Origin of the sequence: Streptosporangium pseudovulgare (assembly GCF_014648055.1) — a bacterium.
Taxonomy (GTDB): Bacteria; Actinomycetota; Actinomycetes; order Streptosporangiales; family Streptosporangiaceae; genus Streptosporangium; species Streptosporangium pseudovulgare.
On record NZ_BMQJ01000003.1, the window covers coordinates 39,411 to 53,071 of the forward strand.

Sequence of the window (13,661 nt, forward strand, 5' to 3'; positions counted from 1 at the left end):
CGAGCCGTACCCAACGGGGTTCGGTGGTCGCGTACCCTTTACAGACGTGGCAGTCATCGATCCGGCCGAAGAGATCAACGAGCTTACCGGCACGCTCGCCAGCATCCAGGACGTCCTCGACCTCGGCGTGATGCGCAAGCAGATCGAAGAGCTCGGGGAGCAGGCCGCCGAGCCCGACCTGTGGAACGACCAGGAGCGGGCCCAGCAGGTCACCAGCAGGCTCTCCTACCTCCAGGGCGAGGTCAACAGGATCGAGTCGCTGGGGCGCCGGCTGGAGGACCTGGGGGTCCTCTACGAGCTCGCCGCCGCCGAGGACGACGAGGAGACCCGCGCCGAGGCCGACCGCGAGCTGGAGTCGCTCAAGAACGACATCGGCGCCCTGGAGGTGCGCACCCTCCTGTCGGGCGAGTACGACGCCCGCGAGGCCGTCGTCACGATCAACTCCCAGGCGGGCGGCGTCGACGCCGCCGACTGGGCGCAGATGCTCCTGCGGATGTACCTCCGCTGGGCCGAGCGCAAGGGCTACCCGACGGAGGTCTACGAGACCTCCTACGCCGAGGAGGCCGGTATAAAGTCGGCCACCTTCACCGTCAAGGCCCCCTACGCGTACGGCACGCTCCGCGGCGAGCACGGCACCCACCGCCTGGTGCGGATCAGCCCGTTCGACAACCAGGGCCGCCGCCAGACCTCATTCGCGGGCGTGGACGTGGTGCCGGTCGTCGAGACGACCGACCACATCGACATCAACGAGGACGACCTGCGCGTCGACGTCTACCGTTCCTCGGGGCCCGGCGGTCAGGGCGTCAACACCACCGACTCGGCGGTCCGCCTGACCCACCTGCCCACCGGGATCGTCGTCTCCTGCCAGAACGAGCGCTCGCAGCTGCAGAACAAGGCCACCGCCATGGCGGTCCTGCAGTCCAAGCTGCTGGAGCGCAAGCGGCAGGAGGAGGCCGCGGCGCTGAACGAGCTGCGCGGCGAGTCGACGACGTCGTGGGGCACCCAGATCCGCAACTACGTGCTGCACCCGTACCAGATCGTCAAGGACCTCCGCACGGGTTCGGAGGCCGGCAACCCGGCCGCGGTGCTCGACGGCGACCTCGACCAGTTCATCGAGGCGGAGATCCGCTGGACGCGCCGCCAGGAGTCGGGCGCGGAGTGACGGCCGGATGACGCCGCCGGGCGTCCGGGCGGACCGTCGTACGGCGGCCGGGCGCCGGGGCGCCGTCCGGCGCCCGCCAGGAGCCCTCTCAGGCCCCGGTGAGGTGGTTCAGGGCCAGGGACAGCAGGAGCAGCGCGACCAGCGCCAGCAGCACCATCGTGGCCGCCGTGCCGTCCAGGCCGTGGTGGTGCATCCGCTCGCGAGCGGCGCGGCACTGAGGACAGCGGCCCTCGGCGACAGGGTGCGCGCATCGCGCGCAGACCAAGTCCTCACAGCTCATACGTCCTCCTTCTAGCCTTCAGAACCACTTTATGCGGTCGTTACCGGGCGGCCGAATCGTTTTGTTTCCGTTATGGACTTTCCAGGCCTGTCTTCCCCCTAGACTGGGCTCCGGCCACCGGAACGTCGATCCTCGGTAAAGACCGGCGCCCCCCGGCCGGCGAGAGGCGAAGGCGAAGCTCCGCCACTACCTCGACCGTCCTACCCCCTAGACTGGCATGCCGTGATGCGCCCGTGATCCATTTTGATAATGTCACCAAGGTCTACGCGAACCAGAACCGGCCCGCGCTGGACCACGTCAGCGTCGATGTCGACAAGGGTGAGTTCGTGTTCCTCGTCGGCCCCTCCGGGTCGGGGAAGTCCACCTTCCTGCGCCTGATCCTCAAGGAGGAGCGCCCCGACTCCGGGGTGATCCAGGTGGCCGGCAAGGACCTCGCCCGGCTGTCCAACTTCAAGGTGCCGCACCTGCGGCGCCGGATCGGCTGCGTGTTCCAGGACTTCCGGCTCCTGCCGAACAAGAACGTGTACGAGAACGTCGCGTTCGCCCTCGAGGTGATCGGCAAGCCGCGGCGGTTCATCCGCAAGGTCGTGCCCGAGGTCGTCGAGCTCGTCGGCCTGGAGGGCAAGGCCCACCGGATGCCCGACGAGCTGTCCGGCGGTGAGCAGCAGCGGGTCGCGATGGCCCGCGCGTTCGTCAACCGGCCGATGATCCTCCTGGCCGACGAGCCCACCGGCAACATCGACCCGGCCACGAGTATCGGCATCATGAAGGTGCTCGACCGGATCAACCGGACGGGCACCACCGTCGTCATGGCCACGCACGACGCGGCCATCGTCGACTCCATGCGCAAACGCGTAGTGGAACTGGAGGACGGCAAGATCGTCCGAGACCAGTCGCGTGGCGTGTACGGCCAGGCGTACTGACACACCAGTACCGGCAGCAGCGACAGGAAGAGCATGCGGGCAAACTTCATCTTCTCCGAGGTCTGGATCGGCCTCCGTCGTAACCTCACGATGACCGTCGCGGTGATCGTGACCGTGGCGATCGGCATGGCCCTGCTGGGCGTCGGCCTGATGATCAATTCCCAGATCTCCACCATGAAGGACTTCTGGTCGGACAAGGTCGAGGTCTCGGTCTTCCTGTGCAAGAAGGTCGACCCCTTCCCGGCGTGCAAGGGCAGCGGCGGGGTGAACGCCCAGGAACGGGCCGCCCTCAAGCAGCAGATCGAGGCGATGCCGCAGGTCGAGTCGGTCGCCTTCGAGGACTCCGCGCACGCCTACGAGGTCTACAAGTCGCAGAACGCCGGCAACACCGTGCTGCTGTCGGCGATCCGGGCCGAGGACATGCCGGAGTCGTTCCGGGTGAAGCTCAAGGACCCGGACACCTACACCGCGGTGATCGAGCAGCTCAAGGGAGCCCCCGGCGTCTCCAACGCGATCAACCAGAAGGAGCTTCTGGAGAAGTTCTTCGCCCTGCTGGAGAGCCTGCGCTGGGCCGCCCTGGTGGTCGCCATCATCCTGGTCTTCGCGGCCACGCTGCTGATCGGCAACACCGTCCGGCTGTCGGCCTACAACCGCAGACGCGAGACCGGGATCATGCGGCTGGTGGGCGCGTCCAACATCTACATCCAGCTGCCGTTCGTCATGGAGGGCGTCATCGCCGGCCTGATCGGCGGTGTGATGTCCGGGGTGCTGCTGATGGTCAGCAAGGTGTTCCTCTTCGACAAGGTGCAGGTCTACCTCGCCAACACCGTGCTCACCTGGGAGACCGTGACCAAGGTCATCCTCATCACGCTGGTCTTCGGTGTGGTGATCTGTATCCTGGCGTCGTTCGTCACGCTCCGCCGCTACCTGCGGGTGTGACGCCTCGATGACCCTCGTGCCGGACATGCGCGCGATCTCGGGCGCGGTAGGCCGTCCCGGGCACCGGTAGGCTCGAAGCATGCCACGTGAGACCGGGCGGAAGGCCATCGCCCAGAACAAGCGTGCCTGGCACGACTACCACATCGAGGAGACCTTCGAGGCCGGCCTCGTGCTGCAGGGCACCGAGGTCAAGTCGCTCCGCCTGGGGCGGGCGTCCCTCGTCGACGGGTACGCCACGATCAAGGACGGCGAGGCCTGGCTGATCAACGTCCACATCCCCGAGTACACGATGGGGACGTGGACCAACCACGCGGCGCGCCGTACCCGCAAGCTGCTGCTCCACCGCAAGGAGCTCGACAAGCTCGCCGCCAAGACCAAGGAGGGCGGCCTCACCCTGGTGCCGCTCGCGCTGTACTTCAAGGACGGCAAGGCCAAGATCGAGATTGGCCTCGCGAAGGGCAAGAAGGACTGGGACAAGCGGCAGACGCTGGCCGAGCAGCAGGCCAAGCGGGAGATGGCCCGCGCGCTCAGGTACAGGAACAGGTAACTGTGACGGGGAAGGCTCGGCGCGCCGTCGCCGCGGCGCTCACGCTGGTCGCGACCGTACCCCTGCTGTCGGCGTGCCTTGAGGAGCCGTCGGCCCACGAGGCGGTCCGCGACTTCCTGGTCGGCTGGCAGACGGGTGACTACGCCGCCGCCGCCAGGCGCACCGACGGCGACGAGAAGGTGGTCCGCAGGGCCCTGGAGGACGCCAAGATCCAGCTCGACGCGGCCTCGTTCCGCTTCCGGCTGACCGGTCTGCGCGGCGGACAGGGCGACCAGGACGAGCAGGCCGAGGCCGACTTCGCGGCCGAGGTCGACCTGGGGGAGAACAACCCCCTGTGGGAGTACGACGGGAAGCTGCCGCTGCGCCTGGTGAACGGCCAGTGGAAGGTGCACTGGTCGCCCAGCGTCCTGCATCCCGACCTGCACGAGGGCCAGCGGTTCGCGGTGGACATCAAGCCCCAGGGGCGCAACCCGATCCAGGACCGCACCGGTGAGCCCCTCCAGCAGGAGACCACGCTCTACGTGGCGAACGTCACGCCGGCCGAGCTGAAGAACCCGTCCGAGGTCTGCGAGCGGCTGGCCAAGGTCACCGGGTTCCCGCAGGACCGCCTGCTGAGCCGGATCCGGTCGGCCCGGCCGGACGCGGCCGTGCCGCTGGCCACCTTCGGCGGCAGGCGCTACGCGCAGCTGGAGTCCCAGCTGAAGGCCATCCCCGGCATCACCATCGCCAAGGATCCGCAGCCGCTGGCGCCCGACTCGCCCAAGCAGATCGTGGGCATCGTCTCCGCGGTCACCGCCGACCTCCAGCAGCAGCTCGGCGGCCCCCAGCGGGCGGGCGACACGGTCGGCCGCACCGGGCTGCAGAAGGCGTACCAGGAGTACCTCACCGGCTCGACCGAGACCAGCGTGATCACGCTGGACGTCAAGACGACGAAGAAGGTGGCCGAGCTGCACAAGTGGGAGGGACGCCCCACCTCGCCGGTGCAGACCACCCTCGACCGCGGCGTCCAGAAGGCGGCGGACGACGCGCTGCTCGGTGTCACGCCCGGCATGCTGGTCGCGGTGCAGGCCTCCACCGGCGAGGTGCGGGCCGTCGGCACCACCAAGGAGTACCACCAGGAGAAGGACGCCCTGGCCGGGCGGTTCCACCCGGGCTCGGCCTTCTCGCTCATGGCCGTCGAGGGGCTGATCAAGGCGGGGACGAACTTCAAGCAGAAGCTCGCCTGCCCCGCGGAGCGGAGCGTCGGCGGCGCCCGCTTCCGCCAGTCCGGGCCGCCCGCCCCGGGCACGCCCACCGTCCAGGGGGCCTTCGCCACCGGCTGCGTGACGGCGCTGGCCTCGCTGGCCCGCAAGGTGGACGGCGCCGAGCTGGCGGCCGGCGCGGCGAAGTTCGGCCTGGGCACGCGCTGGAACCTGCCGCTTTCGACGTTCAGCGGCTCGATGCGGCCCCTGAAGGGCGACGCGGCCACGGCGCGGGCCATCGCGGGCCAGAACGTGCTGGTCAGCCCGCTGACCATGGCCCTGGTGGCGGGGGCGGTCGCCTCTCCCACGGGCACCTGGCACCCGCCCGTCCTGGTCACCGACCCCAAGGAGCCCGACCCGTCGGCCGAGACCAAGCCGGTGACGCCGCCCGCGCAGATCAAGCTCGACGACAGGACGGTCGCCACCCTCAGGACGCTCATGCGGGCCGGGGTGACCGCAGGTTCGGCCGCCGCCGCGGCGGCCCCGGGCGACCCGGTGTACGGCGTCACCGCCACCGCGGCCCGCGGCCGCAAGCCTCTGGCGTGGTTCGTCGGCTGGCAGGGGGACACGGCGGTGGCGGTGCTGATGGAGAGCACCGACCCCGCCGCCGGGGCGGCCGTCGCCGGCCGGTTCTTCCGGGGGCTGCGCGCGGGCCTGTGACCGATCCCCGCCGGACGGGTCACGGCCCCCGGATGGGGCCCGCCCGGGGACTGTGACCCGTCCGGGCGGAGACGGAACCGGGCGCCTCGTCGGCCCCCTGCGCACTCCCGGTGACAATCTCGTCGCCCCGAGCAACCATGGGGTGCCCGCGCTGCGTCCTTCCAGGTGACCGGGCATCGCTTGGGGGGTTGCGGGCCCGGTCGCTGTGATGGCACCGGGGTCTCGTCTCGGGGAGGCCCCGCCGTCCGGACCGGCTCGACCCTGCCGGTCGATCCCGGGGGCGCGCGGCGCGACGCCCGCGTCCCCGGGATTTCCGGATTTTCCCGCCCGGAAGGGCTCCCGGGCGGGAATCAGGTTGGCATCGATGGTGTTGTTACGGGTATCTTCGGATCGCCCGCCTTTCGAGGCCGGGTTGACAACTCAACAGGGGGGTGACTGGTTTCGACTTTGGCTTTGCAACTCAGGGGAAGCGGGTCGAGGACTGCGGACATAACCTCGTTAACACTGTGACCGCGACCAACAAGTGCCAATAAGACGCACTCCGAGGTCAGCCAGGGCAACCTGGCCCTCGCCGCCTAAGCAGCGAGTGACCTCTGCCGGCCCGGGAGCGCCTCCGGCCCGGATCCGGCATCGCTAGGAGGCTCAACCGATCGACCCGGCCACGGGGGAGATCGGGAAATCTAACAGTGGCTGAGCCCGTCGGCGACTTGCCTGCGTGATCGCCGGGGCTGAGAAAAGCACAGCGGGCTGCACCCGGAGAAGCCCTGTCTTGGAGCTGAAGGACGCGGGTTCGATTCCCGCCACCTCCACCACCCCATGAGGAAGCCCGCCGGGGCGAGTAGCACTCGCCCCGGCGGGCTTCTTCGTCATGGCCGGAGAAATCCCCGTGCGGGTCGCCGCCCCCCTGGCGGAGCCCCCGGGTGGAGCCGCCTTCCCCGCCTTCGCCGCCTTCGCCGCGTCGGCGTGGGCGGCTTCTCGTGTTCCCCACGCGGGTCAGTCGCTTTCCCACGCGGGTCAGCCGGTTTCCCACGCCGGCCAGCCGCTTTCCCGCGCGGGTCAGCCGCCGCTGGGGAGTTCGCTCAGGGTCACCGTGACGGTGGTGGTGGAGCCGTTCGAGCGGCGCAGCTCCACCCGGGCCCGGTCGCCGGGATCGAGGTCGGCGAGGACCTCCGAGAGGGCCTGCGTCGTCGGGGTGGCGGTGCCGTTGACGGAGACGATCAGGTCGCCCGCCTTGATCCCCGCCCGCGCCGCGCCGCCGCCGGGGGTGACCCGTACGACGCCGGTGCCCGCGGGCAGGCCGTCGGAGCCGATCACGGTCTGCACGGTGACGCCGAGGGCGGCCCGGCGGGTGTTGACGACCCGGCCCTTCTCGATGATCTGCCGGGTGATGTCCACGGCGGTGTCGGAGGGGATCGCGAAGCCGATGCCGGCCGCCTGGCCGCCGCCCAGCTCGGGGTTGACGGCGGTGAGGGTGGGGATGCCGATGACCTTCCCCGCGAGGTCGACCAGTGCTCCGCCGCTGTTGCCCGGGTTGATCGCGGCCGACGTCTGGATGGCGTTGGTGATCGTCGCGGCGGGGCCCTCGCCCTCGGCGGGCTCGGTGACCGTACGGCCCAGCGCGGAGACGATCCCGTCGGTGACGCTGCCGGACAGGCCCAGCGGGTTGCCCATGGCCAGGACGAACTGGCCGACCCGCAGGCGGCTGGAGGCGCCGAACGCGGCCGGTCGCAGCCCCCTGGGGTCGTCCACCTTGATCACGGCCAGGTCGCCCAGCTCGAAGGTGCTGACCAGCCTGGCCGGCCGGGGCGGGCCACCGCTGGCGAGGGTCACCTGGAAGCGCCTGGCCCGGCCGACCACGTGGGCGTTGGTCACGATGTGCCCGGCGGCGTCGTAGACGACCCCGGAACCGAGGCCCTCCCCCGTGGTGATCTGCACGATCGACGGCAGAACCTTGGCGATGACCTGCTCGTAGGCCGCCTGGAGCGACTGCGGCGAGACCGGCGCCCCGGGGCCGGGCGGCGCGCCGGTCGGGGAGCCGGGCAGCCTGCCGGCCGTGACGGCGGGCGGGCCGCCGGCCGAGCCGGAGACCGAATCGGAGACGGAGCCGGTCAGCCCCGTCCCGCCGTCCCCGCCGCAGCCCGCGAGCGCCACGGCGACGGCCGCCAGCAGCGCGGCCCGCGATGTCGATCCCCCCATGCAGGGATATCTTCCCGGACACCGGCGGCGGTACCCTGTCGAGGTTTTGATCGGGTCTGGGTTCATCGTTCCGGGTCCGGTGACGTAGCCTGACGACCATGGCGGACGTTGACGGTGACTCCTCCGGGCGTTCTCACGAGAGATACATCCCGTCGTACGAGGCGCCCACGGCGCCCATGCCCGCGGTCCAGGCCGAGGACGGCACCATGGTCGGCACCCGGGTGCCCCGCCGGTTCCCCATCGGGGACGGCGAGGAGACCCTGCTGGTCCCGAGGATCGACCCGGCTGGAGCGTTCCCCGCGCCGGAGCGGCCGTCACCCGCGGGCGAGCCGGCCGGGCGGGTGGAGCCGCCGGCGCCGCCCCCGCCGTCCGGGGCCTCGCCCGCCGGGCCGCCGCGGCGCGGCGGGCTGTCGCTGCGGGCCGTCTACAGCATCGTCGCCGCCCTCCTCACCGCCGCCGCGGTCGTGCTGGTCTTCGTCCTGTTCTCCGGGGACGAGCCCCCCGAGCAGAGTGCGCAGCCCCGGCAGGAGGGCGCCGCCGCGCCCCCCGCGAAGGCCGCCCCCACGATCACGTTGCCCGGCCGGCCCAAGATGAAGGCGCTGGCGGCGCTGCCCGGCAAGCCCAGCGGGGTGGTCGGCTCGGTGAGCGACGCCACGGCGGACATCGGCTACGCCAAGCTCGGCAGGCCCTGGAAGGCCGCGGCCGTGCCGTCCTTCTCGGTCGGCCAGCAGGTCGGCGCGGCGCGGCTGCCGCGCACGGTCGTCGGCTCCGGGATGCTCCCCGGCGCGACCCCGGCCACCGCCCCGAAGACCTACCCCGCCCTGCGGACGGCGGCGATGCAGGCGGTGAAGTGGACGGTCGCCAACCACCACCCGCCGGGCGGGAAGATCGCCTGGACGGCCTCGCAGAAGGCGGCCGGAGGCAAGGGCTGGACGCTCGGCTACCGCGTGACCTACGTGCTGAACGGTGAGAAGCACATCTCCCAGGCGGCGGTCACCGTGCTGGACGTCGGCCGCCGCAAGCCCGCGATGCTCTTCGTGACCGTGCCCGACTCGCACAAGGAGCTCTGGGCGGACATCGCCCCCCTGATGGCCAGTGCCCGGCCGTTGTGATGGAAGCAACTTCTAGAATATGGTTCTGGCAGTGAATCGTGTCTGGAGGCTGCCATGGCGATCGGGTTGAGTGAGGAGCACGAGGCGCTCCGCGAGTCGGTGACCGGCTGGGCCGAGCGGAACATCCGCCCCGAGGTCGTGCGCGCCGCCGTCGCGGCGGGGGACGGGGAGCGCCCCGCCTTCTGGTCCGCCCTCGCCGGTCAGGGCCTGCTCGGCCTGCACCTCCCGGAGGAGTACGGCGGCAGCGGCTACGGCCTGCTGGAGGCCGCCGTCGCGGTCGAGGCCCTCGGCGAGAAGGCCGCCCCCGGCCCCTACGTCCCCACCGTCCTCGCCGCCGCCGCGATCCTCGCCTCCGACGGCAAGGCCCGCGCCGAGCTGCTGCCCGGCCTCGCCGACGGCACGCTGACCGGCGCGGTCGCGCTCGGCGCCTCCCTCACCGGCACCCGCGACGACGCCGGGACGCTCACCGTCACCGGCGTCGCCGAGACGGTTCTGGGCGGCGCGCTCGCCGACGTCCTGGTGCTCCCCGTGGACACCGGCCGGGACGAGGAGGAGTGGGTGGCGCTGGACGCCTCCGCGGTGACCGTGACGCCGGTCGCCTCCCTCGACCTCACCCGCGGGGTGGCCAGGGTCGAGCCGGCGGGGGTGACCGTACCGGCCGGGCGGGTGCTGGACGGTCTCACCGGCGCCGCGGTCCGCGACCTCGCGGCGATCATCCTCGGTGCGGAGGCCGCGGGCGTCGCGGCGTGGTGCGTGCGCGCCGCCGCCGAGTACGCCAAGGTGCGCGTGCAGTTCGGCCGCCCGATTGGCCAGTTCCAGGGCGTCAAGCACAAGGCCGCCCGGATGCTCGTCGCGCTGGAGCAGGCCCGCGCCACGGTCTGGGACGCCACCCGCGCCGCGGCCGAGGCCGCCGGGGAGGGCGACGGCGCCGCGGAGGCCGCCTACACCGCCGCGATCGCCGGGGTCGTCGCGCCCGACGCCGCCGTGCAGTGCGCCAAGGACGCCATCCAGATCTTCGGCGGCATCGGCTACACCTTCGAGCACGACGCCCACCTCTACTACCGCCGCGCGCTGACCCTGCGCGCGCTGCTCGGCCCCTCGTCCGAGTGGGCCGAGCGGGTCGCCGGGCTCGCGCTCTCCGGCGTGAGCCGGGAGATGGAGATCGAGCTGCCGGAGGAGTCGGCGGCGCTGCGCGAGGAGATCCGCGCCGAGATCGCCCAGATCGCCGCGCTGGAGGGCAAGGAGCAGAAGCGGGCCCTGGCCGGGGCCGGGTTCGTCATGCCGCACCTTCCCCGCCCCTGGGGCCGCGACGCCAGACCGCTTGAGCAGGTGCTGATCCTCCAGGAGCTCCGGGCCGCCCGGGTCAGGCCGCCCCAGATGATCATCGGCGCCTGGGTGGTGCCCTCGATCGTCGCGTACGGCACGCCCGAGCAGCAGGAGCGCTTCCTGCCGCCCACGCTGAGCGGCGAGATGATCTGGTGCCAGCTCTTCTCCGAGCCGGGCGCCGGCTCCGACCTCGCCTCGCTGCAGATGAAGGCCGAGAAGGTCGAGGGCGGCTGGCGGCTCAACGGCCAGAAGATCTGGACCTCCGTGGCCCACGTCGCCGAGTGGGGCATCTGCATCGCCCGCGACTCCTCCGAGGGTTCCAAGCACGAGGGCATCACCTACTTCATCGTCGACATGAAGGCCCCGGGCGTCACCGTCCGGCCGCTGACCGAGATGACCGGCGAGAACCTGTTCAACGAGGTCTTCCTCGACGACGTGTTCGTCCCGGACGAGCTGGTCGTCGGCGAGGTCGGCCAGGGCTGGAAGGTCGCCCGCAACACGCTGTCCAACGAGCGGGTCTCGCTGTCGGCGGGGTCCGGCGGCACCGGAGCGTCCGTCCCCGACCTGCTCGGCCTGGCCGGGCGGCTCGGCCGCGAGCTGTCCTCCGCCGAGCGCCAGGAGGTGGCCCGGGTCGTCTGCGAGGGCCACTCGATCAGCGCCCTCGGCATGCGGGTGACGCTGAAGCAGCTCACCGGCGCCGAGCCGGGCGCCGACGCCTCGGTGCGCAAGCTGCTGTCCACCTCGCACGCCCAGCACGTCTCGGAGTGCGCGGTCGGCCTGCTCGGCACGGCCGCGGTGGTCGCGGCCGACATGAAGCTCGGCGACGCCGGCTACTGGAACCGCGCCGTGCTCGCCACCCGGGCGATGACGATCTACGGCGGCACCACCGAGGTGCAGCTCAACATCATCGGTGAGCGGATGCTCGGCCTGCCGCGCGACCCGGAGCCGGGCCGGTAACCCGTGGCGGGAGTGCCTCCGGGGCCGGACGCGGCCGTCCCACCGGGACCGGCCGCGAACGGGGGCACCCTTCCAGAGACGGGCGGGCCGTCCGGCGCGCGGGCCGCGGCGGCGCGGTTCGCGCCCGCCCTGCTCGGGCTGGCGCTCGGGCTGCTCGCACTGGGGCCCGCGCTGGGCCCGGGGTTCGTGCTGCGGTACGACATGGTGTTCGTGCCCGACCCGCCGCCGGTCGGGCCGGGGGAGGGCTTCCCCCGGGCGGTGCCCAGCGACCTGGTGGTCGCGCTGCTCGCACAGGCCGTGCCCGCGCAGGCGGTGCAGAAGGCCGCGCTGCTCGGCATCTTCGTGCTGGCCGCCTCGGGTGCGGCGGCACTGGTGCCCTCGCGGCGTCTCGGCCCGCGGCTGGCGGCGGCGGCCTTCTACGCCTGGAACGCCTACCTCGCGCAGCGGCTGCTGCTCGGCCAGTGGGCGCTGCTGCTCGGGGTGGCCGGGCTGCCCTGGGCGGTGCGCGCCGCCGCGGCGCACGCCTTCCGGGGCGGATCGGGGCGGTCAGCGGGAGCCGTACGGCGGACCGGGCGGACCCCGGGGACCACGGAGACTCCAGAGACTCCGGGGGCCTTGGGGGCCTCGGAGACATGGCGGGCGCGGGCCGCCTGGCCGGTACGGCTGGCGGTCGCGCTGCTGCCGGCCGCGGTGGGCGGGTTCCAGGCGATGCTGGTCTCGGCGCTGGCGGTGCTCCCGGTGGCGGCGACCGCGCGGGGCCCGGCCGGTCACCCGCCACCCGCCGGTCCGTCGGGTGCCGACCCCGGGGAGCCGCCCGGCGTCCCGGAGACGGACCGGCGTCCCGGTGAGGCCGGTGGCCGGTGGCGGGGCGGTCCCGCGGTCCGCCGGGCGGGCGGGGCCGCGGCGGTCGTCGTCCTGCTCAGCCTGCCGTGGCTGGTGCCGGCCCTGGGCAGCCGGGCGGTGACCGACCCCGCCGGGGTGCGGGCGTTCGCGGCCCGCGCCGACGGCCCCTTCGGGACGGTCGGCAGCCTGCTCACGCTCGGCGGGATCTGGAACTCGGACGCCGGGGTGCCGGGGCAGGGCACCTGGTGGTCGGCGGGCGTACGGCTGGCGCTGGCGGCGGTCGCGGTCTGGGGGTTCGCGGGCACGCGCGCCGGGCGGGCGGCGCCGTACCGGGCGGGGCTGGCGACGGCGGCGGCGGCCGGGCTGGGCGTCGCCCTGGCGGGCGCCTTCGCGCCGGGGGCGCTGGGCGGCCTGATCGCCTGGTGGCCGGGGTTCGGGCCGCTGCGGGACGGCCAGCTCTACCTCGCCCCGTTCGCGCTGCTGCAGGCGGTGGGCCTGGGCTGCGCGGTGGAACGCTGGAACTCGCGCGCGGTGGCCGCGGTCGCGGCGGCGGTCCCGGTGCTGGTGCTGCCCACGTTCGCGCTGGGGGCGTTCGGCAGGCTGGCCGCGGTGGACTACCCGGACGAGTGGCGGCGGGTCCAGGCGATCGTGAACGCCGACCCGGCGCCCGGGGCGCTGCTGTCGCTGCCGTGGGGCGCGCACCGGGCGTTCGGGTGGAACGGCCACCGGGTGATCCTCGACCCGGCTACCAAGATGTTCCGGCGCAGGGTGCTGTGGAACGACGCGCTGCTGGTGGGGTTGCCGGGCGGCGGGCGGCTGCGGGTGGCGCCCGAGGACCCGGCGACGGCGGGGGTGGACGCGGCGCTGCGCGCCGGTCCGGGAGCGCGGGAGGCGGCGCTGGCGCGGCTGGGCGTCCGCTACGTCCTCACCCGGGCCGGTGACGACACGTTCCGTGACGCGGCGACCGTGTTCACCGGCCCGGAGATCCGGCTCCTGCGGCTTGACGAGGGCCTCTGAACAGCTTGATCGGCGTTCTTGGAGGGGGTATATCCCCAGCTCGGAGGAGTACCCAACGGTAACTTTCTTTGTCACGTTTTAACCAAAACCATGGCTTATGCGCGAATCACGTTCTAGTCTCGGCACACTGTCCGTCGCTGAAGGGAGCCAGGGATGCGAGTGCTCTTGGCGCTGGCCATCGGTGCGATCCTCGCGGTCGGTGCCTCCGTGGCAGTCGTGAACGTCGGCTCGCCCACCCCGGAGCCGCCGAACCGCCCCCTGTACAACTACGGCACCAGGTGACCTGAGGCCGCGCGGCGGCCGGTGATCGCACCGGTCCCCGGGCGGGCCGCGGAGATCGTCCATCGGAACGGAGCGCGGCTTCACCATGCCCTGAAACGGGCGGGCCGCCCCGGGGCGGGCGGCGGCGCCGTACCCGGACCGGCCCGGACCGGCCGGTGCCCGTCCGGACGCGGGGG

The 13,661-nt window shown here is 72.7% G+C and carries 11 protein-coding genes and 1 other RNA gene; 10 read left to right on the forward strand and 2 right to left on the reverse strand.

Annotation, left to right across the window (positions count from 1 at the left end; translation table 11 throughout):
* The first annotated feature begins 46 nt into the window (after window positions 1-46).
* Window positions 47-1,162, forward strand: a complete 1,116-nt coding sequence (prfB, locus tag IEZ10_RS07560; protein ID WP_189245775.1) for a peptide chain release factor 2 — start codon at window positions 47-49, stop codon at window positions 1,160-1,162.
* A gap of 88 nt (window positions 1,163-1,250) precedes the next feature.
* On the opposite strand, the gene IEZ10_RS07565 is transcribed toward prfB, so the two are convergent.
* On the reverse strand, window positions 1,251-1,442 hold the full coding sequence (locus tag IEZ10_RS07565) for a hypothetical protein (protein WP_189245776.1): 192 nt from the start codon (window positions 1,440-1,442) through the stop codon (window positions 1,251-1,253).
* A gap of 233 nt (window positions 1,443-1,675) precedes the next feature.
* On the opposite strand from IEZ10_RS07565, the gene ftsE reads away from it, so the two are divergent.
* From ftsE to ssrA, 5 genes are all read left to right on the forward strand, one after another.
* Window positions 1,676-2,365: a cell division ATP-binding protein FtsE gene (gene ftsE / locus IEZ10_RS07570; protein WP_189245777.1), complete on the forward strand. Its 690-nt coding sequence runs from the start codon at window positions 1,676-1,678 to the stop codon at window positions 2,363-2,365.
* Window positions 2,366-2,398: 33 nt separating this feature from the next.
* Complete coding sequence (gene ftsX, locus IEZ10_RS07575) at window positions 2,399-3,304, forward strand: permease-like cell division protein FtsX (protein WP_189245778.1); 906 nt, start codon at window positions 2,399-2,401, stop codon at window positions 3,302-3,304.
* 79 nt (window positions 3,305-3,383) lie between these two features.
* On the forward strand, window positions 3,384-3,851 hold the full coding sequence (gene smpB / locus IEZ10_RS07580) for an SsrA-binding protein SmpB (protein WP_189245779.1): 468 nt from the start codon (window positions 3,384-3,386) through the stop codon (window positions 3,849-3,851).
* A gap of 2 nt (window positions 3,852-3,853) precedes the next feature.
* Window positions 3,854-5,752, forward strand: coding sequence for a penicillin-binding transpeptidase domain-containing protein (locus tag IEZ10_RS07585; protein WP_189245780.1), 1,899 nt, complete (start codon window positions 3,854-3,856; stop codon window positions 5,750-5,752).
* A 427-nt stretch (window positions 5,753-6,179) separates the two neighbouring features.
* Window positions 6,180-6,564: a transfer-messenger RNA gene (gene ssrA / locus IEZ10_RS07590) on the forward strand.
* 244 nt (window positions 6,565-6,808) lie between these two features.
* On the opposite strand, the gene IEZ10_RS07595 is transcribed toward ssrA, so the two are convergent.
* Window positions 6,809-7,948 (reverse strand): S1C family serine protease, encoded by a 1,140-nt coding sequence (locus IEZ10_RS07595; protein WP_189245781.1) that lies wholly within the window; start codon window positions 7,946-7,948, stop codon window positions 6,809-6,811.
* Between the two features lie 98 nt (window positions 7,949-8,046).
* On the opposite strand from IEZ10_RS07595, the gene IEZ10_RS07600 reads away from it, so the two are divergent.
* From IEZ10_RS07600 to IEZ10_RS39835, 4 genes are all read left to right on the forward strand, one after another.
* Window positions 8,047-9,060: a hypothetical protein gene (locus IEZ10_RS07600; RefSeq protein WP_189245782.1), complete on the forward strand. Its 1,014-nt coding sequence runs from the start codon at window positions 8,047-8,049 to the stop codon at window positions 9,058-9,060.
* A 54-nt stretch (window positions 9,061-9,114) separates the two neighbouring features.
* Window positions 9,115-11,343 carry an acyl-CoA dehydrogenase family protein gene (locus IEZ10_RS07605; protein ID WP_189245783.1) on the forward strand — a complete coding sequence of 743 codons (2,229 nt, stop codon included), beginning with the start codon at window positions 9,115-9,117 and terminating at the stop codon, window positions 11,341-11,343.
* Between the two features lie 129 nt (window positions 11,344-11,472).
* Window positions 11,473-13,203, forward strand: a complete 1,731-nt coding sequence (locus IEZ10_RS07610) for an MmpA family trehalose lipid delivery protein (RefSeq protein ID WP_444545399.1) — start codon at window positions 11,473-11,475, stop codon at window positions 13,201-13,203.
* A gap of 153 nt (window positions 13,204-13,356) precedes the next feature.
* Complete coding sequence (locus IEZ10_RS39835; protein WP_268246289.1) at window positions 13,357-13,485, forward strand: hypothetical protein; 129 nt, start codon at window positions 13,357-13,359, stop codon at window positions 13,483-13,485.
* Window positions 13,486-13,661: the final 176 nt, after the last annotated feature.